General features: G+C 60.6%; 17 protein-coding genes. 5 read left to right on the top strand and 12 right to left on the bottom strand.

Features of this window, described 5'->3' with window-relative positions:
- Position 1: 1 nt before the first annotated feature.
- Entirely contained in the window at positions 2–670 is a 669-nt protein-coding gene (locus TU82_RS03040; protein WP_057721635.1) for an ABC transporter ATP-binding protein, read from the bottom strand.
- A gap of 283 nt (positions 671–953) precedes the next feature.
- On the opposite strand from TU82_RS03040, the gene pmrG reads away from it, so the two are divergent.
- The 3 genes from pmrG (at position 954) to TU82_RS03025 (ending at position 5010) form a co-directional block, all read left to right on the top strand.
- The gene (gene pmrG / locus TU82_RS03035) at positions 954–1628 is read left to right on the top strand and encodes a lipopolysaccharide core heptose(II)-phosphate phosphatase PmrG (protein WP_057721634.1); all 675 of its coding nucleotides are present in this window, start codon (positions 954–956) and stop codon (positions 1626–1628) included.
- Between the two features lie 187 nt (positions 1629–1815).
- The gene (arnT, locus tag TU82_RS03030; protein ID WP_057721633.1) at positions 1816–3471 is read left to right on the top strand and encodes a lipid IV(A) 4-amino-4-deoxy-L-arabinosyltransferase; all 1656 of its coding nucleotides are present in this window, start codon (positions 1816–1818) and stop codon (positions 3469–3471) included.
- A gap of 21 nt (positions 3472–3492) precedes the next feature.
- The gene (locus tag TU82_RS03025) at positions 3493–5010 is read left to right on the top strand and encodes an ArnT family glycosyltransferase (RefSeq protein ID WP_057721632.1); all 1518 of its coding nucleotides are present in this window, start codon (positions 3493–3495) and stop codon (positions 5008–5010) included.
- Positions 5011–5162: 152 nt separating this feature from the next.
- Here TU82_RS03025 and TU82_RS03020 read toward each other — a convergent pair whose 3' ends face one another.
- Positions 5163–11435: a non-ribosomal peptide synthetase gene (locus TU82_RS03020; RefSeq protein ID WP_057721631.1), complete on the bottom strand. Its 6273-nt coding sequence runs from the start codon at positions 11433–11435 to the stop codon at positions 5163–5165.
- A gap of 488 nt (positions 11436–11923) precedes the next feature.
- Here TU82_RS03020 and TU82_RS03015 point away from each other — a divergent pair, with 488 nt between their 5' ends.
- Together TU82_RS03015 and TU82_RS03010 are read left to right on the top strand one after the other, a co-directional pair.
- Complete coding sequence (locus TU82_RS03015) at positions 11924–12718, top strand: helix-turn-helix transcriptional regulator (protein ID WP_057721630.1); 795 nt, start codon at positions 11924–11926, stop codon at positions 12716–12718.
- Positions 12718–14142: an efflux transporter outer membrane subunit gene (locus tag TU82_RS03010; RefSeq protein ID WP_057721629.1), complete on the top strand. Its 1425-nt coding sequence runs from the start codon at positions 12718–12720 to the stop codon at positions 14140–14142. The genes TU82_RS03015 and TU82_RS03010 overlap by 1 nt, the downstream gene beginning before the upstream one ends.
- Here TU82_RS03010 and TU82_RS03005 read toward each other — a convergent pair.
- The 10 genes from TU82_RS03005 to TU82_RS02960 form a co-directional block, all read right to left on the bottom strand.
- On the bottom strand, positions 14139–15002 hold the full coding sequence (locus TU82_RS03005; RefSeq protein WP_231982760.1) for a hypothetical protein: 864 nt from the start codon (positions 15000–15002) through the stop codon (positions 14139–14141). The genes TU82_RS03010 and TU82_RS03005 overlap by 4 nt on opposite strands.
- Before the next feature lie 110 nt (positions 15003–15112).
- Positions 15113–16240, bottom strand: a complete 1128-nt coding sequence (locus tag TU82_RS03000; RefSeq protein WP_169794951.1) for a type III secretion protein — start codon at positions 16238–16240, stop codon at positions 15113–15115.
- A 295-nt stretch (positions 16241–16535) separates the two neighbouring features.
- Positions 16536–17468: a pyridoxamine 5'-phosphate oxidase family protein gene (locus TU82_RS02995; RefSeq protein ID WP_057721627.1), complete on the bottom strand. Its 933-nt coding sequence runs from the start codon at positions 17466–17468 to the stop codon at positions 16536–16538.
- 79 nt (positions 17469–17547) lie between these two features.
- On the bottom strand, positions 17548–18432 hold the full coding sequence (locus TU82_RS02990; RefSeq protein ID WP_057721626.1) for a LysR family transcriptional regulator: 885 nt from the start codon (positions 18430–18432) through the stop codon (positions 17548–17550).
- Positions 18432–19349, bottom strand: a complete 918-nt coding sequence (locus tag TU82_RS02985) for a LysR substrate-binding domain-containing protein (protein WP_057721625.1) — start codon at positions 19347–19349, stop codon at positions 18432–18434. The genes TU82_RS02990 and TU82_RS02985 overlap by 1 nt, the downstream gene beginning before the upstream one ends.
- Positions 19350–19364: 15 nt before the next feature.
- Positions 19365–19991 (bottom strand): glutathione S-transferase family protein, encoded by a 627-nt coding sequence (locus tag TU82_RS02980; protein ID WP_057721624.1) that lies wholly within the window; start codon positions 19989–19991, stop codon positions 19365–19367.
- A gap of 142 nt (positions 19992–20133) precedes the next feature.
- Positions 20134–21381: an ATP-grasp domain-containing protein gene (locus TU82_RS02975; RefSeq protein WP_057721623.1), complete on the bottom strand. Its 1248-nt coding sequence runs from the start codon at positions 21379–21381 to the stop codon at positions 20134–20136.
- Positions 21378–22289, bottom strand: a complete 912-nt coding sequence (locus TU82_RS02970) for an EamA family transporter (protein WP_072024087.1) — start codon at positions 22287–22289, stop codon at positions 21378–21380. Before TU82_RS02970 ends, TU82_RS02975 begins: the two co-directional genes overlap by 4 nt.
- A gap of 34 nt (positions 22290–22323) precedes the next feature.
- A complete protein-coding gene (locus tag TU82_RS02965; RefSeq protein ID WP_057721621.1) occupies positions 22324–22884 on the bottom strand; it encodes a phosphoribosyltransferase family protein in 561 nt (186 codons plus the stop codon).
- A complete protein-coding gene (locus TU82_RS02960) occupies positions 22862–23833 on the bottom strand; it encodes a cysteine synthase family protein (RefSeq protein ID WP_057721620.1) in 972 nt (323 codons plus the stop codon). The genes TU82_RS02965 and TU82_RS02960 overlap by 23 nt, the downstream gene beginning before the upstream one ends.
- Positions 23834–24008 lie beyond the last annotated feature (175 nt).

The following is a 24008-nucleotide window of genomic DNA, read 5'->3' as shown; positions in this document are numbered from 1 at the left end:
CTCAGCGCGGCTCCATCGGTACGACGCGACCGTGGTGCAGCACCACCTGCTGATCCAGGCGTGCGGCCAGACGCGGGCTGTGGGTGACCATCAACAGGCTGGTGGGACTGTCGCGCAACAGGTCGAGCAGCAGTTGCAGCACCTCATCGCTGGTGGTTTCGTCAAGATTGCCGGTGGGTTCATCGGCCAACAGCAAGCCGGGGCGCGACGCCAGGGCGCGCCCTACCGCCACCCGCTGTTGCTGGCCGCCGGAGAGCTGTTCCGGGTAACGCTTGAGCAAGTCGCCCAGCCCCAGGCGCTCCACCAGTTGCGCCTGCCACTGCGCATCGAAACGCCCGGCCAGGCGCGCCTGGAACGCCAGGTTGTCCTCCACACGCAAACTGCCGATCAGGTTGAACTGCTGGAACACCAGGCCGATTTCGGTACGCCGCCACTGGGCCAGTTGCCCTTCGTTGAGACGATCGAGGCGCTGATCGCCGATCAGAATGCTGCCGCCATCCACACGGTCGAGCCCGGCCACCAGGTGCAGTAACGTGCTTTTGCCACTGCCCGACTCGCCCATCAGCGCCAGGCTGCTGCGCGCCCCCAGGTGCAGGTCGACACCCGCCAGGACGGTCAACGGGCCCTGGGGGGTGGCGTAGTTTTTAACAACACCTTCTACCTGCAACATATGGACACTCGGATCAATGACTGCAAACGAGAATAACGGCTGATGCGCGTTCCCACGCAATTTTTTCACATTGATTTCACCGCTTGCCCACCCCGGACACTTTAAATTCCCCACCCAGGCAGCATTAACCGACAACTTTCAAGTTGCCTCAAACGGTGTTTCTTAATACCCACATGTTCAGCTGAAAGACAGCAGCCTTGTGACAGGCTTTTGCTCCACCAGGGACATCTGCCGTATGAGTTGCGCCTGTCTTTTAACAACAAAACAATCATTTGTGCCAAGGGTGAACAGCGTGGCAGACATTACCCTGACCAAACCCCGAAGGGCCAGGTTAAAGCGCCTGAGAAAATTCCGGGTGCCTGTGGCGAGCATCATTGTATTCGCCCTGCTATTGAACGTTTTTTTGTTCTGGCCAAGGTCACCGCAGGATCTGGGCATCGGCAACCGCCTGGTCACCTCCGGGGTGCTGGCCAGTTGGCGCAACGGCGACCTGATCGTGCTGGTGCGCCATGAAGAGCGCTGTGATCGCTCGAACAACCCCTGCTACGGGCCGGCCGACGGCCTGACGGTCAATGGCACGCAACGCGCGGCCGACCTGGGCATCGCCTTTGAAACACTGGGCATGGAACGCACCGACGTGCTCAGCAGCCCCACTACGCGCACCGCGCAAACGTCGTTGTTCATGTTCGGCAAGACCGAGCTGTCCCCCGGCCCCCTCGCCATCTGCGGGGACGCCATGGGCGAAGAAATCCTCAGCCATAAACAGGCGGATCGCAACCTCATGCTGATCACCCACAGCGCCTGCATGAGTGACTTCCAGGAGTCACTCGGCTACCCCCATGCGCAGGCCGCCGAGTACGGCAGCGCGCTGTTCGTGCAGGTATTGCCCGACGGCAAACTCAACGCCCTGGGCACTATGAAAAGCCAGGAATGGGCGGTCGCGCTGAAGCAACTTTAAATACACTTTTTTACATATTACCGAGTCGGGCGTTCAGCAAAACGACAGCCCGTGTCAGGCATTTTAAGTGCGCCTGTTAGTTCAGGACGCCCTAACTTTCTAATGAATCAGTGACTATCTTAATGCTCGACGCCTTTAACTATTTAAACCTCGCGCCTGTGACTGAATGTCAGGGAACGAGGTGTTCATGAACCGATTGAAGCCCTTGCCGGTGCTGGTGCTTGGCCTGGTCATTTTCCTGGTGCTGCCGTTGGGTTTGCACGGTTTGTGGACGCCGGATGAAACCCGCTACGCCCAGGTCAGTCAGGAAATGCTGATGAGCGGCAACTGGGTGGCACCGCACTTCATGGGGGTGCGTTATTTCGAAAAACCGGCCGCGGGTTATTGGCTGATTGCCCTGGGCCAGGCGGTGTTTGGCCAGAACCTGTTCGGCGTGCGTATCGCCTCTGTCCTGACCTCGGCGCTGAGTGTGTTGCTGGCCTACCTGATTGCACGCCGCCTGTGGAACGACCCGCGTAAAAGCTTCGCCTGTGCGTTGCTCTACATGAGCTTTGGCCTGGTGGCCGGGCAAGCCGGGTATTCCAACCTCGATCCGCAATTCACCTTCTGGGTCAACCTGAGCCTGGTCGCCCTCTGGTTTGCGCTCGACAGCGCCACGCCACGCGCGCGCCTGGGTGCCTGGGCCTTGCTGGGGCTGGCCTGCGGCGCAGGCTTTCTGACCAAGGGCTTTCTGGCGTGGCTGCTGCCGGTGCTGATCGCCGTGCCCTACCTGATCTGGCAGCGCCGCGTCGGCGAGTTGCTGCGCTTCGGGCCTTTGGCAATCCTGGTCGCGGTGCTGGTTTGCCTGCCGTGGGCGCTGGCAATCGATGTGCGCGAACCGGATTACTGGCGCTTCTTTTTCTGGCATGAACACATCCGCCGCTTCGCCTCGGACACGGCGCAGCATGCGCGGCCGTGGTGGTTTTTCCTGCCGATCATGGTGGTGGCGTGCCTGCCCTGGTCCGCCCTGCTGCCCACCACCCTGTGCAAGGCCTGGAAACACCGGCGCGAGCCCGCCATTGGCTTTCTCGCCCTGTGGCTGCTGCTGCCCCTGGGCTTTTTCAGCCTGAGCAGCGGCAAGCTGCCGACCTATATCATGCCGTGCCTGCTACCCCTGGCGTTGCTGATGGGCCATGCCTTGATCGACCTGCTCAACCGGCACGAGACCCGTGCGATCTTCATCAACGGCGCACTCAATTTCAGCCTCGGCATGGCGGCCATGGTGACGCTGATTTACCTGCAGATCGCCAACCCGATCTACAGCAACAGCCACGCCGAAATGTTCAGCCTGTCTCTCGCGTTTATCGTGCTGCTCGGCTGGATCCTGACCAACCTGCTGCAAGCGATGCGTCCGCTGACGTTATGGGCGATGCCGGCCCTGGGGATCGGCCTGCTGGTGGCGCTGTTGCCGGCGAGCATGCCGCAGATCATCGCGGACAACGAAATGCCCGACCAGTTCGTGCTTGAGCATCTGGATGAACTGCAACACACCCATGCTCTGCTGAGCAACGAACTGGGCTCGGCGTCGGCCCTGGCGTGGCGCCTGCGCCGGCCGCAGGTGGCGTTCTACAACACGGCGGGGGAACTGCGCTACGGCCTGGATTACCTGGATGCGCAACAGCGCAAAGTCACGCTGGACAACGTTCAGTCCTGGTTGAGCGAAGCACGCACCCAGGGTTCGGTCGGCGTGCTGATGCGCGTCAAAAGCACCAGCGAACACCTTGAGGAAGGCCAACTGCCGCCCGGTGGCAAGCGCTACCGCAAGGGCAACCTGGTGCTGACGATTTACCCCCGACAACCTTGATCGCCCTGACAGGAACAGCCCATGCGCGTGTGTAAAACCGAACGCGGCGCCCTCGCGTTATTGCTCGGCGTCTCGGCCTTGCTCCTGTTGCTGGGCCTGGGCAGTCGCGACCTGTGGGGGCCGGAAACGCGCTGGGCGAACATCGCCCTGCAGATGCTGCAAAGCGGCGACTACTTCGATCCGTATCTGAAGGGCGCCCCCTATTACGACAAACCCCTGCCCTCCTATTGGCTGATCACGGGTTTGGCCAACCTCATGGGCGGCCTGGGGCCGTGGTCACTGCGCCTGTCATCGGTGATTGCGGCCTGGCTGAGCATCTGGCTGGTGTACCTGATCGGCGAACAGCTGTTTCGCAAAGGCACCGGGCTGATCGCCGGCTGGATGCTCGCCACCACCTTCTACTTCCTGTTCTGGGCCCGCGTGGCCACCGCCGATGTGCTGACCGTGTGCGGCGTGCTGGCGGCAGTCTGGTGGTATTGGCGCGGGCCGGACGACACCCGGTTGGGGCGCTATACGGTGTTCTTCCTGTTGCTGGCGGCAACGTCGCTGTTCAAGGGCCTGATCGGGTTCGTACTGCCGGGGCTGGTGCTGCTGCCGCATCTGCTCAGCCAGCACCGCTACAAACGCCACCTCAACCCCCGGCTGGTCCTGGCGCTGCTGATCGCCGGCGCGTTCTACGCGATTCCTTTCGTACTGTCCCATCTCTACGGCGCCCCCACCTACGGCGAGAGCGGCCTGCAACTGGTGTTTCGCGAAAACGTGGTGCGCTTTTTCGACCCCTTCGACCATATGGGCCCGATCTACACCTACCTGATCTACCTGCCGGCCTACACCCTGCCATGGGCGCCGTGCTGGATGCTCGGCGCGTGGCTCGCCCTCCGTCACTGGCGCCATACACCGCCCAACGTGCGCTGGCTGGTGTGGGGCCTGGGCCTGCTGTTTGTGTTCTTCACCGCCAGCGGCAGCCGACGCAGCTACTACGTGCTGCCCCTGGTGCCCTTTGCCCAACTGCTCGGCGCCTGGTGGCTGAGTGAGCGCCTGTATCAACAACCGGCCCGTTGGCCGCGCTGGCAAAAAAGCTTCGGCATTGCCGCAGGCTTGATGCTGCTGGTGCTCGGCGTGATCTACCCATGGACCACCGGCAACGGCGGCGTCACCCGCTTTGCCGAAGACGTAAAAGCCCAGGCAGTGAAAAGCGCGCCCTGGAACCAATGGCAACTGGTGCTGGTGGAAGTGGACAACAAAGTGCCGATGTACTTGCAGAACGGCGGCAAGCCGTTCTACTACGTCAGCGAAACCCAAGACTTCCCGCGCCAGGGCGACAGCGCCGCGTTCATGGCCTGGCTGGAAAAAACCAGCGGCCAGGGGTTCGATCCGCAGCACACGATTGTGATTGCGCAGTACTCCAAAGAAGACCCGACGCCACTGGCCTTTCTGGGGGTTGATCATCAGGTGATCACGACGCAGCCGGATAATGGCGAGCGGTTGTTTCAGAAGCGGTCGGGGGGGAGTGTGGCGTTTATTCCCGAAGGGCATTGAGTGGAAGGGGGAAAGCCCCAATGCCAGTCAGTCAAGGCTTTTTTGTAGGAGCGAGGGGGACGCCTAGTTCTTGCTCGCGAAAAACTCACAGGCACCGCGTTCATTCAGAAAGCACGCGTTATCGTTGACGTTTTTCGCGAGCAAGCTCGCTCCTACAGACGGCGGCGGCGGTTGAGTTGGGGGATGGCGGTTTGGGGGACTTCAGCGCGGTGCACTTGCGTCACTGTTCGCGCCGCCAGTTGCGCCAATGTGGGTTGGCTGAACAGCGTCCGCGCATCCACCTCCAGCCCGGCCTTGCGCAAGCGTGCCACCAGGTTGACCGCCAGCAAGGAATGCCCGCCCAATTCAAAGAAGTGGTCGTGCCGCCCTACCCGTTCCAGTTTCAGCACCTGCGCCCAGATCGTCGCCATCAGGGTTTCCACCTCACCCTGAGGGGCTTCATAGCCGCGGCTGACCACAGCCTCCAGGCCCGGTTCAGGCAGGGCCTTGCGGTCGAGTTTGCCGGCAGGATTGAGCGGCAGGCTGTCGAGTTGCACGAAGGCGGCCGGCACCATGTATTCGGGTAGCTGTTCCAGCACATGGGCGCGCAACGCGTCCAGGCCGGGGGCCTTTTCGCGCAGGGTGAAGTAGGCCACCAGGCGCTCGTCGCGAATCAGCACCGCCACTTCACGCAAGGCGGGATGAGCGGCCAGGCGCGCTTCGATTTCGCCCAGCTCCAGGCGCACGCCGCGCAGTTTGACCTGGAAGTCATTGCGCCCGAGGAATTCCAGGTTGCCGTCAGGCAAGTAGCGCACCAGGTCGCCGGTGCGATACAGCCGGTCGCCGGCAACGAAGGGGCTGTCGATAAAGCGTTCGGCGGTCATCCGGGGCAGGCCCAGGTAGCCACGGGCGACACCCACGCCGCCGATGTGCAGTTGCCCGCTGATGCCCATCGGCACCGGTCTGTCATGTTCATCCAGCACATACAGGCGGGTGTTGTTGATCGCCCGGCCGATCGGCAGTTGCAGCGCGGGCACCGGCGCGCCCGGCTCCAGGGTCCAGGCGCTGCTGTCCACCGTGGCTTCGGTGGGCCCATACACGTTATGCAAGCGCACGCCGGGCAAGCGCGCCCGCACCCCGCGCGCCAAGGCTTCGGTCAGCTCGCCACCGCCGCACAGGATGTCGGTAAGGCGGGTGCACAGGGCCGATTCTTCCAGTTCAAGAAACTGCTGCAACATCGCCGGCACGAACTTGATCACGCTGATGTGCTGCTCGCGGATCACCTGGGCCAGGTACGCCGGCTCGCGATGCCCGTCGGGCCGCGCCAGCACCAGGCGCATGCCCTGGGTCAGCGGCCAGAACAGCTCCCACACCGAGCCGTCGAAGCTGAACGGCGCGCGTTGCAGCAAGGCGCCGCCGGGTGCCTGCGGACACAACCGGGCGCCCCAATGCATCAGGTTGCCCAGGCCGCGATGCTCGATCATCACGCCCTTGGGAGTACCGGTGGAGCCGGAGGTGTACATCACATAGGCCAGGTGGTCGACCGTCAAACCCGGCACCACCGGGTTGTCGGCCGGTGCCTGGTGCCAGGTGCAGTGGTCGAAATCAATCACCGGCACCGCCACATCCTGCACACAATCACGGGTCGCGGCCTGGAGCAGCAGCGCCACCGGTTGGCTGTCTTGCAGCATGTAGGCCAGGCGTTCGCGGGGGTAGCCTGGGTCCAACGGCACATAGGCGCCACCGGCCTTGAGAATCCCCAGCAAACCCACCACCAGGTCCAGCCCGCGCTCGACGCACAGCGCCACCCGCGAATCCGGCGTTACACCCTGTTCGCGCAGGTGGAAGGCCAACTGATTGGCGCGCTGGTTGAGTTCGCGATAGGTCAGTTGCTGCGCGCCTGCCTGCACTGCAACCGCATCCGGCAGTTGCCGCGCCTGGGCCTCGAACAGCGCCTGCACGGTGAGGGTGTCGGGATAGGCGGTGGCGGTGGCGTTGAAGTCCACCAGCAGTTTTTGCAACTCACCGGAGGGCAGCACCTGCACATCGCGCACCGGGGTGGCCGGCGCCTGTTCCAACGCCTCGACCAGACCGTTGAGCGCCGTGCCGAGGTAACCCAGCACGCGCTCGGCCCCCACGGTGCGTGGCGCCTTGGCCTTGAGCCGAAAGCCGCTGGCAATGTCGTCCACCGTGAGCATCAGCGGATAACTGAGAATGTCCTCGCTGCTGATCAAGGCGATGCCCGGCACCAGGTTCAACGTCGGCTCGGCGCTGGTGTGACGGTAGTTGAGCAGGCTGTTGAACAGCGGCGCGACGCTGCTGCAGCGCTGGGCCAGGGCCAGCGAGGCTTGCTCATGCACGAGCAAGGCGCTCAGTTGCTGGTGGGTGTCGGTCAATGCGTCCATCACGCTTTGCCCGGCCAGGCGCACGCGCAGCGGCAAGGTGTTGATGAACATGCCCAGGGCGCGATCCGCGCCCTCGCCCGCTTGCAGGCGACCGAGCAACACCGTGCCGAACACCACGTCCTCACGGCTGGCCACGCGGCTGAGCACCTGCGCCCACGCCAGGTGAAACAGGCTGGCGGCGCTGACCCCAACAGCCCGGGCCTGGGCACGTAACCGTTGGTTGAGTGACGCGTCGAGCGTCTGCACGAACTCCTCGATTTCATCCCGGTCCGCCTGGCGCTCCCGCAAGCCGAAGGCCAGGGTCGGTTCATCCACGTCCGCCAGGCGCTCGCGAAAGAACGCCTCGTGGGCCGCCTGCCGCTGCGCTGAACGGGTCTGCGCGACCACGTTGCGATACGGCACCGGCACCGGCAACTGCGCCTGTTGACCGAGCAGATGGGCACGGATTTCGTCCACCAGCACGGTGGTCGAGGTGGCGTCGTTGACCAAATGATGGAAGCGCAACCTGGCCACCCAGCGCTGGTGGTGCGGCTCTTCGGCGTAGTCCAGGGCCATCAGCGGCGCACGGCGCAGGTCCAGCGGCTGGGCGGGTTCACGCAGCGGTTCAAGCGGCAACAGCGCGTGCCGCCACACCACCTGCATCGGCTGTTCAAGGGCCTCCCACACCAGGCTGGTGCGCAGGATGTCATGGCGGTCGATCACCTGTTGCAGCGCCTGGGCAAACGCGTCCAACTGCTCGCGGTGCGCGAAGCTGAACATCGCCTGCTGCTGGTAGGGATCGCGCTCGTCGGTGATGTGGTGATAGAGCAGGCCTTCCTGCAACGGCGCCAGCGGGTAGATCTCCTGCACATTGCCGGCGCCACCGGGGATGTCGGCGATGATGCGGTCCAGGCTGGATGGGGCGAGGTCGGCCAGGGCAAGCATGTCCGGCGTAATCCGCGTGCAACCGGCCGAGATGCGATTGGCCGGCACCGCCACTGCGCTGCCGACACTGGCCGCCGCCAGCGCGGCCAGGGTCGGCTGGCCGAACAACACCCGCACGTCGGCCTGCAGGCCGGCTTCGCGCATGCGTTGCACCAGTTGCACCGCCAGCAGCGAGTGCCCGCCCAGTTCGAAGAAGTGGTCGTGCCGGCCGACCTGTTGCACCTGCAGCAATTCGGTCCAGATCTGCGCCAGGGTGGTTTCGACACCTGCGTTGGGTGCCTCATAGCGGCGGGTGACAAAGGCTGCCTGAGTCGGCGCCGGCAGCGCCCGGCGGTCGAGCTTGCCATTGGCGGTCAGGGGCAAGGCCTCGAGGCGGACGTAGGCGGCCGGCAGCATGTAATCGGGCAGCGAGGCTTGCAGATGCCCGCGAAGCGCTTCGATGTCCACCGGGTGATGCGCAATGAACCAGGCCAGCAATTGCCCTTCGCGATATTCCACCACGGCGGTCTTGATCGAGGGGTGCGTCGCCAGCGCCGCTTCGATTTCCCCCAATTCGATACGCACACCGCGAATCTTCACTTGGTCGTCATTGCGCCCCAGGTATTCAAGGTTGCCGTCCGGCAGCCAGCGCGCCAGGTCACCGCTGCGGTACATTCGGCCGCCGTTGAACGGGTCATCGAGAAAACGTTCGGCAGTCAATTCGTGGCGATTGAAGTAGCCCCGCGCCACACCCTGACCACCGACATACAAATCCCCCACGACGCCAATCGGCACCGGCCGTTGCTGCGCGTCCAGCAGGTAGACAAAGGCATTGGCGATGGGCGCGCCGATGTGCAGCGGCTGGCCGGCGACAACGCGCCCGGAGGTGGCGACCACGCTGGCTTCGGTAGGGCCGTAATTATTGATGACCTCGAAGGTTTGCGCGCGGTTGAACCCGCGCAGGCGGTCGCCGCCGATCAGCAGGGTGCGCAAGGTGGGGTGCGCCAGGTTCTGGCTGAAGGCGTATTCGGCCACCGGTGTGGGCAGGAAACACACGTCCAGTGGCTGGGCGCGCCACCACGTTAGCAGCGCATCGATATCTTCCGCGCCGTCGTGGGCGGGCGGTAGATGCAGGGTCGCGCCGACGCACAGCGCCGGCCAGACTTCCCAGGCCATCGCATCGAAACCAAACCCGGCGACACTGGCGGTATGGCTGCCCGCATGCAGGTCGAAGGCCCGGCAATGCCAGTCCACCAGGTTGGATACGCTGTGGTGCTCGACCATCACACCCTTGGGCAAGCCGGTGGAGCCGGAGGTGTAAATCACATAGGCAAGGTGGGACGGCATCACCGCGACCTGGGGGTTGCTGGCGGCATCGCGGTCGCTGCAAGCGTCCAGTTCAAGCACCGGCACATCCAGGGCCGGCAGGCGATGCAGCAGGTCGCGCTGGGTCAGTACCGCCACGGGCGCGCTGTCGTGCAGCAGATAATTCAAGCGCTCGGCGGGATGGGCCGGGTCTATCGGCACATAGCAGGCGCCGGCCTTGAGCACCGCCAACAACCCGGCCAGAGTCTCCAGGCCGCGTCGCGCCAGCACCGCGACGCGGTCATCCGGCTGCACGCCGTGGGCCAACAGTTGATGGGCCAGCGCATTGGCCTGCCGGTTGAGTTGCGCATAAGTCAGCTGCCGCCCCTGATACACCGCCGCGACAGCCTGCGGCGTGCGCTCGACTTGAGCCTCGATACGCCCATGCAGGGTCTGCGGCGTGGTGCTGGCTTGCCCGGTGGCATTCCATTGCTGCAAGCGGGCCTGGTCCTGTGGCGTCAGCAACGCAAACTCGCCCACCCTCAGCGTCGTGTCCGCCAGGCCCTGCTCCAGCAACCCGGTGAGGCGCTGCGCCAACGCCTCTACGTCAGCCTGTTCAAAGTAGGCCTCGTTATACACGCAATGCAGGCACGCGGTGTCCTGGTACCGGTTGCTGCGCAAGTGGATCGCCAGCGGCAGCGGCTCATGGTGGTTGGACACCTTGACCGCACGGGCCTGCACCTGGCCATAGCGCAGGTCGTGGTCGTCCTGCTCGAACGACACCGACAGGTCGAACAATTGCCCGCGATCCGTACGCCGCAGGCCCAGCTCGCGGTTCATCTCACTGAGGGGGAAACGCTGGTGGCGCATGTCCTGCTTGAGCTGGTCACGCACCCCGCGCACCAGTTCAGCGAAGCTCAAGGCTTCGCTGAACTGCAACCGCACGGCGCTGACCTGGACGAACAAGCCGACCGTGGCGCGAAAGCGCGCGTTGGAACGGTTGAGAATCGGCAGGCCCACCACCCAATCATCGCGTTGGCCGGTACGGGTGAAATACACGTACAGCGCCGCCAGCAACACATGGAACGCCGACGCCTGGTAACGGTGGGCCACATGTTCCATGCGCTTGAGCAGCGCCGTCGGGAAGGGTTGCACGCAGGTGCTGCTCGCGGCCTTGGCGGTGTGCCGTGGCGTGAGCAGCGGCTCGGGCAGCACCGGGTATTTGTCCAACCAATAGTCGCGATCGCGGGCGTAGCGGGCCGACTGCCGATAGCGCTGGTCGGTGTCGATGAAGTCGATATAAGACGCTGCTACCCCTTCCGGCTGCCGGCCGTGCTGCACGGCGGTGTACAGCTGGGCGAGGGATTGCAGCATCTGGCCGAACCCCCAGCCGTCGAGAATCAGGTGATGGGCCTGGGTGCCAAGGCGGTAATGGTCGTCGTCGAGCTTGATCAGCAAAAAGCGAAATAACGGTTCGCCGCTCATGGCGTAGGGCCGGGCCATTTGCGCCTGGATCAGGGACTGGGCGGCGGCCTCGGGGTCGGCCAAGCCGCAGAAGTCGTATTGCGCCACGTCCACCGTCCATGCGGCGGCGAAGGTTTGCCGGGGCAAGCCGTCGGCGTCGCTGTGCAGTTGGGTGCGCAACGCGTCGTGCCGGGCCACCAGCAGCTCGACCGCACGCTGGATCCATTCAGGTGCGATGGCGCCGGCCAGATCGACGTAGCCGCCAATGTTGTACAACGGCGAGTCGCCCGCGCGCAGTTGGTCGAGCCAGATGTCCTGTTGCGCGGCGGTGAGGGGGAAACTGGCCGGCGGGCTGGAAAGTTGCGTCATAAGGTCCTTCTCATGGGGGTCAGGCACTGGCCGCGCAGGGTCGCCCATTACCACGAATTGGCCGGATTTGAGCATGGTCGGGCAACGGCGTCTGACACCCGAAACCCGGACATCCAAACGGATAGAGTGGGCTGGGCTGAGGGTTCACTGCTGAAACGATGAAAGCCCTGTAGGACATTGGCTATATCTGCCCGACGTTTAATTTGAAAAATATTTTTTAATTAGTATATTTTCTTTAACTATCAAACAGTTAATTAACTTTAAAGTCTCGCTCTTCCGGCTCGTAGGCCAAGTTTGCTATAGGAAGCGACGAATTAATGACGCGAATTTTATGGCAGCTTGTGTCCCTCGTTTCCGCTACATACGTAGGACAAATCGCTATGGCTAAATGAAATCTCGAACGCCGAGTTACGTTCAAGCAGTACGGAGCGCCCCGAACAGACCCAGGGCATCCGTTGACGGTTTTCGACATCAAGGATGAGATGGCTATGAGTCTGACCCCAAGTATTACCGACACCGAAAGCCCACAGTTTTACGCCCAAATGGGCGAGCTTATTTCCAGCAGCGGCCAGGAAAATTTTGCCGCCAACATGCTGCATCTGGTGGACAAATGGATACCGATTCATCTGGTGGACTTAAGCGAGTGGAGCCTCGATGAGCTGCGTGACAGCGTGCTGGATATCCAACTGCTGGGCAGTGCCGGCCTGAACGACGACCTGCCCGCGCCCCAGATACTGCACGCGCTGGACGACCACCCCTTGCTGCGACAGATGCTACGCATGCAGGACCCACTGCTGATCCAGATGAAAGCCAAGGCCAACAGCGCGCACCGGCGCGGCAGTTCGCACCAGTGCCACCTGGTCTCGCGCCAGGGTCATCGACGCTGTGTGATTTCGCTCTACCGCCCACCTGCCGAGCGCGGGTTTTCCCTGGCGGAACTGTCGTTTCTCAAATGCCTGTCCGAGACCTTGCTGCCGTTGATGGAGCGCCACGTGCAGATCCTGCGCCAGGCGCCGCACGTCGAGGCGGAGCCCGGGCACAACGGGCTGGAGCAGTCGCACTTGCAGCGTGAGTTCTACAAGCGTTTGGCGCTGAGCGACATCACCCTGTCGGCCCGCGAGCAGGAAGTCTGCCTGGGCCTGTTGACCGGTGGCACCGTGCCGCAGATCGCGGAAAAACTCAGTGTGAAAAACAGCTCGATTGAAACCTACCTCAAGCGCGCCGCCGCCAAGCTCGGCGTGAGTGGCCGACACGGGCTGGCCAAATGGATGGTGGGCGCCTGATGCACAAACTGACCCTTGCCGCCGTTGGCGTGGCCTGGATGCTTGGCGGATGTTCGCTGATCCCCGAGTATCAGCGACCCGACGCGCCCGTGCCGGCCTACTATCCCCAGGACGGGGTGTATCGCCAGGCGCAGGCCGGCACATTGCCCGAGGCCGTGGACTGGCGCCAGCTGTTCCACGACCCGGCGCTGCCCCCGTTGATCGATGCGGCATTGGTCAACAACCGCGACCTGCGGGTGGCCGCGCTGAATGTACAGGCGTTCCAGGCGCAGTACCGCATCCAGCGCGCCGACCTGTTTCCGGCGGTGTCCGCCACGGGGGCCGGCAAGCGTCAGAAGTTGCCGGAGGGTGTGACCGGCACCGGCCAGTCGGCGATCACCTCCAACTATTCCGCCACCCTGGGCCTGAGTGCCTATGAACTCGACCTGTTCGGCCGCGTGCGCAGCCTCAGCGAACAGGCCCTGCTGACTTATCTGGGTACCGAACAAGCCCGGCGCAGCGCACAGTTGAGTTTGGTGACCAACGTCGCCAATGCCTACCTGACCTGGCGTGCCGACCAGGAGCTGCTGGCCCTGGCCGAGCAAACCCTGGCGGCCAATGACCGCAGCTGGCAATTGACCAGCCGCAGTAAAACCGCCGGCAAGGCTTCGGCGCTGGACGTGGTACAGGCGCGCACGGCGGTGGAAAGCACCCGCGCCAGCGTGGCCCGCTACGAACGCCAGGTAGCCCAGGACCTCAACAACCTCACCTTGCTGGTAGGCGGCCCGGTGGATGCCAACCTGCCCGCGCGCGCGCTGTCCGACGACCTGGTGGCCCGCGTGCCTGCGGGGCTGCCTTCAGACCTGCTGCAACGGCGCCCGGATATTCTCCAGGCCGAATACCAGTTGCAGGCGGCCAACGCCAATATCGGCGCGGCCAGGGCGGCGTTCTTTCCGTCGATCACCCTGACGGCCAACGCCGGCAGCACCAGCACGCAACTCTCGGGTTTGTTCAAGGGCGGTGCGGGCACCTGGACGTTCCAGCCGCAAATCAACCTGCCGATCTTCAACGCCGGCAGCCTGCGCGCTAGCCTGGATTACGCCCGGCTGCAAAAGGACATCACGGTGGCGCAGTACGAAAAGTCCATCCAGACCGCTTTCCAGGAAGTCGCCGACGGCCTCGCGGCGCGCCAGACCTTCAACGACCAACTGGACGCGCAACAGGCTTTCGTCGCCGCCAACCAGCGCTACTATGACCTGGCCCAGCACCGCTACCGCAGCGGCGTCGACAGCAACCTGACCTTTCTGGATGCGCAGCGCGCGTTGTTCAATTCACAGCAGGCGCTGATTGTCGATCGCCTGGCGCAACTGGTGGCGCAGGTGAACCTGTATACCGCGCTGGGCGGCGCGTGGGATCAGCCGCCAAGCCTTGCAACTGCACGCTAGAGCAGCTTCAGGCCAATCGCGCGATGGCTGCTCCAGCCACGGTCACGCATGGGCTGCTTGAATCCGTAAACATCCAGAAAGCCATCGACGACGGCCATCGAATGGACGCCGTTATCAACCGTACCGATGGCGCCACTCAGGAAGTCTTCAAGACTGGCGGGTGCAACGAAGTCCTTGAGGCCCAGGCGACGCAGCGCCTGCCCCGGATACTCACCGTCATTCAAACTGCGCATGGCTGCGGCGAAGCTCTGCTTGCCAATCCCGTCGTTATTTTCGTGATACGCCCGCTTGGCACTGACCGCATATAAGAACTGCGCATTGACCAATACGTCGTTGGGCCGGTCGGCGCCGAAGTCCGCACCGGCCTTGGCCTCTTCCAACTCATCATGGGTGATATCCAGCTTGCATCCATCACGCATGACAATATGGTAACCGGCGTCGGTGGCGTGTATGGACTTGTAAATACCGTGAGGGTTGTGGCCGAATTTCATCATGGCGGCTTTAATGGCGGATATCGTCACGCAATTACCTTCCGTCATCTGATAAAAGTCTTTGAATATATCATCGGGCTTGACGCCTGTATTCGCCGCTGTTCCTCTTATAAACTCGCCGGGGGTTACTTCGCGATTATAAGGCAGATTATTGACAGCCGGCGCAGGTGACGGACTTACTTTGCTCTTTGCTTCAAATCGCGAAGATAACAACCCTAATAAACGTTCCAACTCACCTACTAGACTATTTAGTTGTTCGGCGGGACTGGCGGGCATAATCTCATTGGATAATCCTGAAGCACTCAGGCCACTGCTCGCCTCGGCGTAACCCGAGACAGCATAATTAACATTAGACACTAACATATTCATTCACTCGTATAACCCACTAAAAAAAGGCGCACAATTGCTTGGGCGCCATGATCACTGCGGCGCTACACTGCAATAAAACCCTGCAGACTTAATGGATTGACTGACTCACTTCAACCGCGAAGGGTTACTACCTTCAATGATGGTGAAACCGGCTTATTGTATAACTGCCCTTCCATGACACCTTCAAAAATGGCGCCATTCTTGTTTCTCCCGCCTTTGTCCAATGGCACGCCAATGTGCGTGCCCAGTGCACTGGCGTCGATCACCTGCACATGCTCCTTGAGCCCCAGATAGTTCAACGCCGTGTCACCGTCGACGCCCTGTCCCGCTGACGCCAGCACCCCCGGATAAGTACGTTGGGCATGGTACGCGCTGTCCTTGCCATAAAGGCTGAAGAACCGGTCCGTCGCGTTGCCCCGCTCCAGCTCCAGGTGTCGACGCTTGCTCATCACACCGAACAGAAAATGCGCATCCTTGATCATGCCTTCATCCCCGCCACTGAATTTCGCCGCCTTGGCCGCCAGGTGAAGCTCTTCGCCGGTGATGTGCAGCGTGAAGCTGTCTTTCATCGTAACGTCATAGCCGTCGCCACTTTTGACGACATCCTTGAAAATCCCGGCGGGGCTTTGCCCAAAGGTGGCCATGGCCACCTTGATCGCCGCGACGTGCTCCTCTCTGCCGTTGGTGCCCTGGTAGGGAAAGTTCTCATACGTGGCGCGCAGTCCGTTGCGAATATCGTCGGGTTTTTGCCCTTTGGTTTTTTCAGACAAGAACGTAGTTGAAGGATCCCTGTTGCTATCGGAAAACATTTCAATGAGTTCGGTATCAAAGGCGGTTCGACTAGTGGCCAGATTCGATCGATTCATGAACGGTGCCAATTGTTCTTTCCACACGCTCTTGCCCGATTGCACCGTCTCGGCGGCCGGCGCGACTTCAATCTGTGGCCTGGGCATGACATTTACCAGCGGTTTGGGTATCACTGTCACGGGTGCCGGGGGCGTGGGCCTCGCGTTTTCGTTATTCGTCCAGGTTTTAAGCGTTGAGACTAACGTACTTAGCAATTTCAACAACTCAGCCATTTCATGATCATTACGGTTGGCCTTGAAAATCTGGCCAGCTGCATGAGGTGTCGGCACTTGGCCAAACCGATCGAATTGTTCAGGTGTTTTATCTGGCTGTTGAGAAGTGGCATAGGCGGAATAAGCCTGTCTACTGTCAGCCGTGTTGAGCGTGACCATTGTATGGAGCCTCATTTAACAAAAGGATAGAAATCGCAGAGCGATTAAAGATGCATGACTTGCCAACCGTCACCGTTGCGCATTGAGTTCGACAAGTACTCATGCGTGGCAAGTCGGTAGGAAAGGTTCCTGATGCCAAAGTGGGCAACCGGTAACAACATCCTTCTATTTCGGCTGATTTCTATCGGAAAACTCCGCACGCTCGGGGTTTTCATCCGAATGCAATGCTACGCCGCAAACATACCGCCGGTCCTGTGGCGAGGCACCACTGCTGCGCCGGCAAAACCGTGCCTGCTCACCGACGTCCCACCGCCAGGCTATAGGGTGAAAACTCTACGAACTGCCAACGCGATGCCAAGGCTGCCGGGCGTCGGACGATATGTTCCACAGTCACCGTCCACAACCGCTGCGCCCCTTCGAATTCGGCCACCTGCGGCCCGCTGAGCATCAGCGAGGTACGCCCCGCCACGTGCAGCACATCCCCCGACGCGAAATCGATGAACAACAACCCCGCCACCGGGTTGGCTTGCAGGTTGCCGAGGGTGTTGAAGAACAGGTTGCCGGCAAAGTCCGGAATGGTCAGCACGTTGCCTTCCACGCGCACGAACCCAGTGTTGCCGCCACGATGAGAAACGTCCACCGAACGCTCGCCATGCAGGTCGATGTAGCTGGCGACAAAGAACGTGTCGGCGTTGCGGATCATCCGTCGTGCGGCATCATCCAGGCTGTCGCTGTGCTCGGCCCCGCTGCCGGGTTTGCGCGCAATCCTATCGACCGGGCGCAGTTGGATGTATTTGGGACAGTTGCCGAAGCTGTGCACCACATCGACCGCAAAACCGTCATGGCCCACTGCGCCAATGCGACCATTCATGCGATTGCGTCGGCGTGTGTTCAGGTCGATGCCCAGCACGCCAACGGCTGCGCCCGCCGTAATGCCGGCGCGAGCCGGATCGCTGTTGCAGGGCAGGCTGTCGACCTGCAACCGGTACGGATCAGGCGAATGCGCGAACCCTGGCGCGCCCTCAAGCATCGTCGCCCAGGGAATGCCCTGCTCATCCACCGCCCCCACCACCAGGTAAGGCAGCAAGGGATAGAAATCGCGATGCTGCTGCGGCAGATGATCGCGTATGACCTTGGGGCCGATCACGGCCATGCGCTCGGCTGCGCCGGCACTGGCCTGCAGTTGCCGTTCGCCGGCATGCCAGGGGGATTGCTCGATTGCGTTCATGGCGCTCACCTCTCGTTGAATAGCTCGATGCTGCGCCTGACCCGTCGCCGAGAGAATGGCCACCTCAGGCAATCCACTATTACGCCAGCTGAAACGCCGGGTGCCCACGCAGCGCCGCTACACAGTCATCGACAAAACTACGCACGCGCATCGGCGCATGACGACCTTCGCGGTAGACCACCTGCACCGGCACCGCAGGCGGCTCAAAGCCTTGCAATACGCGACGCAGCCGTCCGCTTGCCAAGTGCTCGTGCACGGGGTAATTCAGGCAACGCAGCAACCCCGCGCCCACCACGGCCGCGTTGATCGCGCCTTGCACCGTGGCGCAGCGCAGACGTGCGCGGGCCTTGAGCTGATAGTGCGCGAAGTCCCACTGCACCGGGTCGGCATGGGCGATCAGATGATGCCGCCTGAGGGCATCGGGATGCAGCGGCTCGCCGTAGGTGGCAAGGTAGCCGGGACTGGCGCAGAGAATATGCCGCACTTGCCCCACCGGTCGCGCGATCAACGACGAGCTGGGCAACTCGCCCACCAGCACCGCCACGTCCAGCCCTTCCTCATGCAGGTTCGGGTAGTAGTCGTGGTAGTGGGCGACCAGGCGCACCAGCGGGTAACGCTCCATGTACGCGGCCAGTACCGGCGCCATTACATAGCGGCTGAACAGCAATGGCATGAATACGCGCAGATTGCCCTGGGCCTGGCGGTGCGAACCCTTGGCCGAGGCTTCAGCCGCCTCCACCGCCGCCAGCAACCGCACGCAGTCGGCCAGATAGGCAGTGCCTGCGTCGGTGAGGCCGACCCCACGGGTGCTGCGCTGCAACAGCGTCACACGCAAACGCGCTTCCAGACGCGCAATCGCGCGCACCAGGGTCGGCCCTGAGACGTGCGCAAAGCGCGCCGCCGCCGCCAGGCTCGGTTGCCCGGCCAGCGCCACGAACAACTGCATATCGCGATAGCGCTCCATCAGCCGCGCTGCTTGATCGGTTTCAGGGCCACGTCACGCCCAAGGCGCTCGGCCAGAAAATCCACGAAGGTGCTGACCTTGGCCGGCACTCGACCGTTGTTCTGGAACACCACGCGGATCGGCAACGCCGCCGGCTCGAAGTCCTGCAGGACAATCTCCAGCTCGCCCGTCGCCACCGCCGCCGCGACCTGATAGGACAGCACCTGGGTCATGCCCCACCCCAACCGCGCCAGGTTGATCGCGGCATTGTTTGCAGTGACCACCAGCCGCGGTTCGATCGGCACCGTCAGCGGCAGGCCGTCCTGGACAAAGGCCCATTCACTCACCCGTTGGCTGGCGGATGAGGCGACGATCTTCGCTTCACGCAAGTGTTCGGGCCGCTGGGGCCGCCCATGCCGGGCCAGATAGGCGGGCGATGCGCACACCACCCGGCGCACTTCGCCCACCTCGATAGCCTGCTGCCCCGGCTCGTGCAGATGGCCGATGCGCACGGCCACGTCGACGCCTTCGTCGCTCATATTGACCACGCGGTCGACCAGCAGGGCGTTGATGTTCACCTGGGGAAAACGGTCGAGATACGCCCCCAGCGCCGGCGCCACGAACAACTCGCCGAACAGCACCGGGGCGGTCACGTTCAGTTGCCCGCAGGGGATCGAATAACTGCCCGCCGCCGCGTCCTCAGCCTCGCTCAGCTCGGCAAGGATGCGCCGACAGTCTTCCAGGTAACGCTGGCCGGCTTCGGTCAGGTGCAGGCTGCGGGTGGTACGCGCCAGCAGTTGAGTGCCGATACGTTGTTCCATGGCGGCAATCGCCCGGGTCACGCTGGGCGGCGAGGTGTTCAGACGCCGCGCGGCGGCGGCAAAGCCAGCCTCTTCGGCCACCGCGACGAACACCTGCATTTCATGAAAACGGTCCATCGACGCCCCTTGGGTTTACTGTGATTGCAGACCCGCCATCGTACGCGGCATGCCGACGAAACCCGGCAAGGCTTCAATGCTGGCGAGCCAGGCGCGCACCTGAGGATAGTCGGCCAGCGACACATTGCCTTCCGGCGCGTGGGCCACGTAGGTGTAGAAGGCAATATCGGCAATGCTCGGCAGGTCGCCGGCCAGAAAGCGGCTGTCGCCCAGTTGCTGCTCCATCACGTCCAGCAGGGCGTGGGCGCGGTTGATGGCAGCGGCTGTGTCCACCTCGGCGCCAAACACCGTGGCCAGGCGCGCCGTGGCAGGCCCGGCATGCAGTTGACCGGCCGCCGCCGAGAGCCAACGCTGCACACGTGCCTGCCCGGGCGGGTCAGCAGGCAGCCAACGGCCGTTGCCATAGATGGTGGCCAGGTACACCAGGATCGCGTTGGAATCGGCCAGCACGGCGCCGCCGTCGTCGATTACCGGCACCTGGCCGAAGCGGTTGAGGGTGGCGAGGAATTCGGGCGTTTTGTGGGCGCCCTGCTTGAGGTCCACCAGGATAAATTCCATGGGCAGGCCCAGCAGGGACAGCATCAGTTCGACCCGGTGGGAGTGGCCGGACAGGGGGAAACCGTACAGTTTGATTGCAGGCATGACGAACTCCAGGGCGTGGTCGACCGAGTATTCGTGTCGATGGCTGCATTATTCTTATGTGCCAACCGTCAATGGAATGGCCAGATTTTACAATCCAGCATTTCATAAAATGAAACAGTAACGCATTCACCACTCTTCCCCGCTATCTGGCAGCCAAATAAGCGCCCTCCAATTCAAGTGTGCGAATTCTGCGGTAATCCGCCTCGATCACTCCAGGGTCGGGGTGTACCAGATACACCGTGCCGGGTTGGCTGAACACATCCTGAGTGACGTCTATCTGCTGGCCGTTCTCAACGTAAAACACAGCCTCGAAGAACGACTCAAGTTTGAGCAGTTCTCTCAAAAATACGTCCTTTTCGAAATAGCCTTCCGAGCGGTTGATCAAGCAGACATTGTAGGTATGTTGCAGACGCTGGTAACCCACCTCACCCGCTGAACGCTGCTCAAATGCCGCAGGTTGCATAAGGGATAGAACCACAGCATCAATCTGACCCAGGCCAGTGGTCAGCTTCGAAACCCCGGGTCGAAGAATGCCATCAGTGCGAGCAGCGATTTCCACCAGTTTCGGACCGTCTTCGGTGAGCATGACCTCTGCATGGCTGGGACCGTTTCGGATACCCAGGCACCGCATCACGGCTCGCGTGTAGTCGACAAGAATTGAATAAACCGGCGTGTCAGGCCCAATCAGTTCGTCAATATCGTAGAGAATGCCACCGCTCGCCGTTCGCTGCTTTCGGTAACGTACGACCTCAGTGACAAGCTGTCGGCCGTTGAGTGAGACCATATTCACCACATACTCCATGCCCGCCAGGTACTCCTGAATCAGCACCTGCGTGTTGGGAATATTCAACTTGTTGGTCGTCCCCAGCAAACGCTCGACAGCAGCCTTGCAGGCGTACATATCTTCACAGATGAACACACCATCGGCGCCTGCGCTTTCAAGCGGCTTGATGACCACAGGGAAGCGTCCGTGCTCATCGATCCAGTGTTGAACAGACTCCCAGCCGTCAGCAATGAACTGCCGCGCCGCAGGCAGTTGCGCCTGGGTTATACATTGAATCATTTCGTACTTGTTTCGACGTGCGTTGGTTTTATCGAAACGATTGCGATAAGGCAGTTGCAATTGCTCGTTCAACTGGTCAGCCAGCAACACACCCGTTTCTGCACCTGCAAGAATGAACTGCGGTTTGAAACGCTGGAGTTGCGCCAAGGTCATCTCAACATCGCGATGGACGATCATCCGTTCATAGAGCGCGCAGTCAAAGCCCTTGTAATAGTAGCTGTCCAGCGTGTCGGATGAGGCCACATGCACCAGTACACAGCCTGCATCTTTTAATTGCTTGGCCAGGAATTTCCCGGATGAAAACCCATCGACCATCACCACTCTCATAACGCCTCCCTTTTCAAGGCATGCAGCGATCTACCCAGCAGCAGCAAAACAATCACAATCACCGCGGCGACGCTGGCGACGGAGAATTCAACTCTCGCATCCAAGTACTGGAGCAACAGGACGAATACAGGAAGCGTCAGCAATACCAGGGAAACGTGAATAGGCGTGAGGTAATAGATAGTTTTCTGGATCAGGTAAATGGGCAGCAAATGCCCTAACACTACCAGCAGCACGATAGGCGCAAGCCACTCACGATCGAGTATAAAACTGCCTCCCATGGCAGGAATTGCAACGGCACAAACGCCAACCATCGCGATGTTCCTGATACCCAGAATTTCGTATACGGTCCATTGACGAGCGAACATCTCTTTGGAAAAAACCGTGTACATGACCGTGCCCAATGCGCACGCCAACACGCTGGCGATACCAAGCGCTCGCTGGCCATCGGTGGTAGCCACGACGCCGCTGTCCCCCACAAAGGAATTGAACAACATGACCGCTACCGAGACGAGCACGAGCCATGAAACCACCGCGTCCGCGAGGGCGACCTTGGCGCCACGTTTGTTGAACAACGAAATAATCAACGTCAGCGCCGGGCCACAGGCTACCGACGCCACCCCCACTACTGCGGGTTCCAAATAGCGCAGTGCGTAGAACAACCCGCCCCAATTGAGCAGTACCGCCAGATTGACGATAACGATTAATCGCCATTGAGCTCTTAGTTTCGAAAACAGTGAGCGCCTATTTCGATAGAGCGCCCAGGCACCAAAAAAACAGGCCGACGTCATGAAACAATAAAAGACAACGTTCAGCGTACTGATCGACTGTGTGATCAACGCAACGTAAACGTCGAACGCTGCGCTAATCAAGCAAAATACCAAGCCGATGATTATTCCTGTCCGTTGCATTAACATTCAGCCACCCACGCGTCGTCGAATGTCCTCATTCAATCGTTACCCGATCTTCGCCAACCGCTACTTTAATAATGGTTTTAACGAGAAATCCAGTCGCTTTCCTTACATTATCAGCTCCCGCATTTCCAACTTTTTCCACAGCACAGACAATGTCTACTACTTCAGCTCCAGCTCCCTTAACAGCCTCTACCAGCGCAATCACCGCACCACCAGAATTTAGTGTATCGTCAACAATAATGACCCGATCACCCGCTTCAATGCCATTGAGATACAATTGACCCTTGAAATACTCAGAGTCAATAGACACCACTTGCTCGTTGGCATCACCTAGACTATAGGAATACCACCTAGCCATGGCCAGTGGAATGCCTGTCAGCAAAGAGACTGTGGTTGCCAGCGCAGCGCCCTTATCTTCCTCCGTGACAATCTTCGAGACATCAAGATTGGCCGACTTGATTATCTTATGAGCGACTTCCATTAGAACCGCTGGGCGCAAAGCAGGTATTTGATCAGTAAATTCATTCACCGTCGTCAAAGACTTTCCAGACCTCACAACCCTCGCTTTTTTATAAATCTCTTCCAGTAACATGGCGCACCTCACCGTACTCAGGGTAGAAGCCGTCCCAACGGCTTGCATATTTCCAAGAACTATCAAAAAACAAAGTCACTATGTTCTTATTTTGGAAAAGTTTAACAATTTCATCACACATCAGAAGATTGGCTCCACACGTAGGCCCAATGGGGAGTTTTTCAGATTCGATAAACTGCTTCATCCGAGGCCACGCGTCGGCGCCATCAATCACGCTGATCTCATCAATCAGACCGGGGTCCGTGTTAGCCGATATGACGCCAGCTCCCAAGCCCATTAAATTGTGGGGTTGGTGATTAAATGCCAGGTTGTTTCGCTGTGCAAATAAAGGCGCCGAGTTGCTAACCTCCAGTGCTATGGTTTTGATTCCGGAGTACGCTTGCTTGAACACCTCAGCAATACCCGAGAACGTGCCCCCCGTACCGATTGAACATACGAAAAAGTCAGGCACGACATTTTGCATGCTCAACTGCTTTACCAACTCGTTCCCACAGACTATCCAGCCCTCTTTATTTAATAAGCTATTGGACTGATCCAGACAGTAGCAATCTTTGGATGAGGTTTTCAACACATAATCTTTCGCTCGACGCACTGCCCCCTGCAAGAAAAACTCTCTTGGAGTTTCTACTATTTCCGCACCATAAGAGCGTATTTGTATTTTCCGTTCTTCGGTCATACCCTCCGGCATAAACACCTTTACTTTATATCCTTTCAACCTACCGATCCATGCCAATGCAGCCCCTCCATTTCCGGTAGAACTGTCAACCAGCGTCATGCCCGGACTAATGGTCCCAGCTTCCTCCAATCGATTGATGATATTTAAATACGTACGATCCTTATGACTTCCCGACGGATTCAAATACTCACACTTAGAGAACACCCTGTTTCCATTTGCGCAAAGCGTAGCCAATTCAACTAACGGCGTATTACCAATATCCTTCAGCTCCATATCCAAGCCTCTGCACCATTCGCGGCAGTCCTAGACGCTAGCAAATCACTTGGAAAAATAATAGCTAGCAAAACGGTTAGGTAGCAACAGGCAAAACGCAAACTTATTAATCCGGGAAATATACGTAGGAACATTCCGCCAGCACTGACTAAAACCACGTGACAGTTAAATAATT

Source organism: Pseudomonas orientalis (genome assembly GCF_001439815.1).
Classification (GTDB): Bacteria; Pseudomonadota; Gammaproteobacteria; order Pseudomonadales; family Pseudomonadaceae; genus Aquipseudomonas; species Aquipseudomonas orientalis.
Note: the sequence above shows the minus strand (reverse complement) of the source record. Positions and strands in the feature narration are given on the sequence as shown.

Coding starts and splice junctions, on each gene's coding strand:
- TU82_RS03040 (WP_057721635.1), bottom strand. CDS start 670: ATGTTGCAGGTAGAAGGTGTTGTTAAAAACTACGCCACCCCCCAGGGC.
- arnT (WP_057721633.1), top strand. CDS start 1,816: ATGAACCGATTGAAGCCCTTGCCGGTGCTGGTGCTTGGCCTGGTCATT.
- TU82_RS03025 (WP_057721632.1), top strand. CDS start 3,493: ATGCGCGTGTGTAAAACCGAACGCGGCGCCCTCGCGTTATTGCTCGGC.
- TU82_RS03020 (WP_057721631.1), bottom strand. CDS start 11,435: ATGACGCAACTTTCCAGCCCGCCGGCCAGTTTCCCCCTCACCGCCGCG.
- TU82_RS03015 (WP_057721630.1), top strand. CDS start 11,924: ATGAGTCTGACCCCAAGTATTACCGACACCGAAAGCCCACAGTTTTAC.
- TU82_RS03010 (WP_057721629.1), top strand. CDS start 12,718: ATGCACAAACTGACCCTTGCCGCCGTTGGCGTGGCCTGGATGCTTGGC.
- TU82_RS03005 (WP_231982760.1), bottom strand. CDS start 15,002: ATGAATATGTTAGTGTCTAATGTTAATTATGCTGTCTCGGGTTACGCC.
- TU82_RS03000 (WP_169794951.1), bottom strand. CDS start 16,240: ATGGTCACGCTCAACACGGCTGACAGTAGACAGGCTTATTCCGCCTAT.
- TU82_RS02995 (WP_057721627.1), bottom strand. CDS start 17,468: ATGAACGCAATCGAGCAATCCCCCTGGCATGCCGGCGAACGGCAACTG.
- TU82_RS02990 (WP_057721626.1), bottom strand. CDS start 18,432: ATGGAGCGCTATCGCGATATGCAGTTGTTCGTGGCGCTGGCCGGGCAA.
- TU82_RS02985 (WP_057721625.1), bottom strand. CDS start 19,349: ATGGACCGTTTTCATGAAATGCAGGTGTTCGTCGCGGTGGCCGAAGAG.
- TU82_RS02980 (WP_057721624.1), bottom strand. CDS start 19,991: ATGCCTGCAATCAAACTGTACGGTTTCCCCCTGTCCGGCCACTCCCAC.
- TU82_RS02975 (WP_057721623.1), bottom strand. CDS start 21,381: ATGAGAGTGGTGATGGTCGATGGGTTTTCATCCGGGAAATTCCTGGCC.
- TU82_RS02970 (WP_072024087.1), bottom strand. CDS start 22,289: ATGCAACGGACAGGAATAATCATCGGCTTGGTATTTTGCTTGATTAGC.
- TU82_RS02965 (WP_057721621.1), bottom strand. CDS start 22,884: ATGTTACTGGAAGAGATTTATAAAAAAGCGAGGGTTGTGAGGTCTGGA.
- TU82_RS02960 (WP_057721620.1), bottom strand. CDS start 23,833: ATGGAGCTGAAGGATATTGGTAATACGCCGTTAGTTGAATTGGCTACG.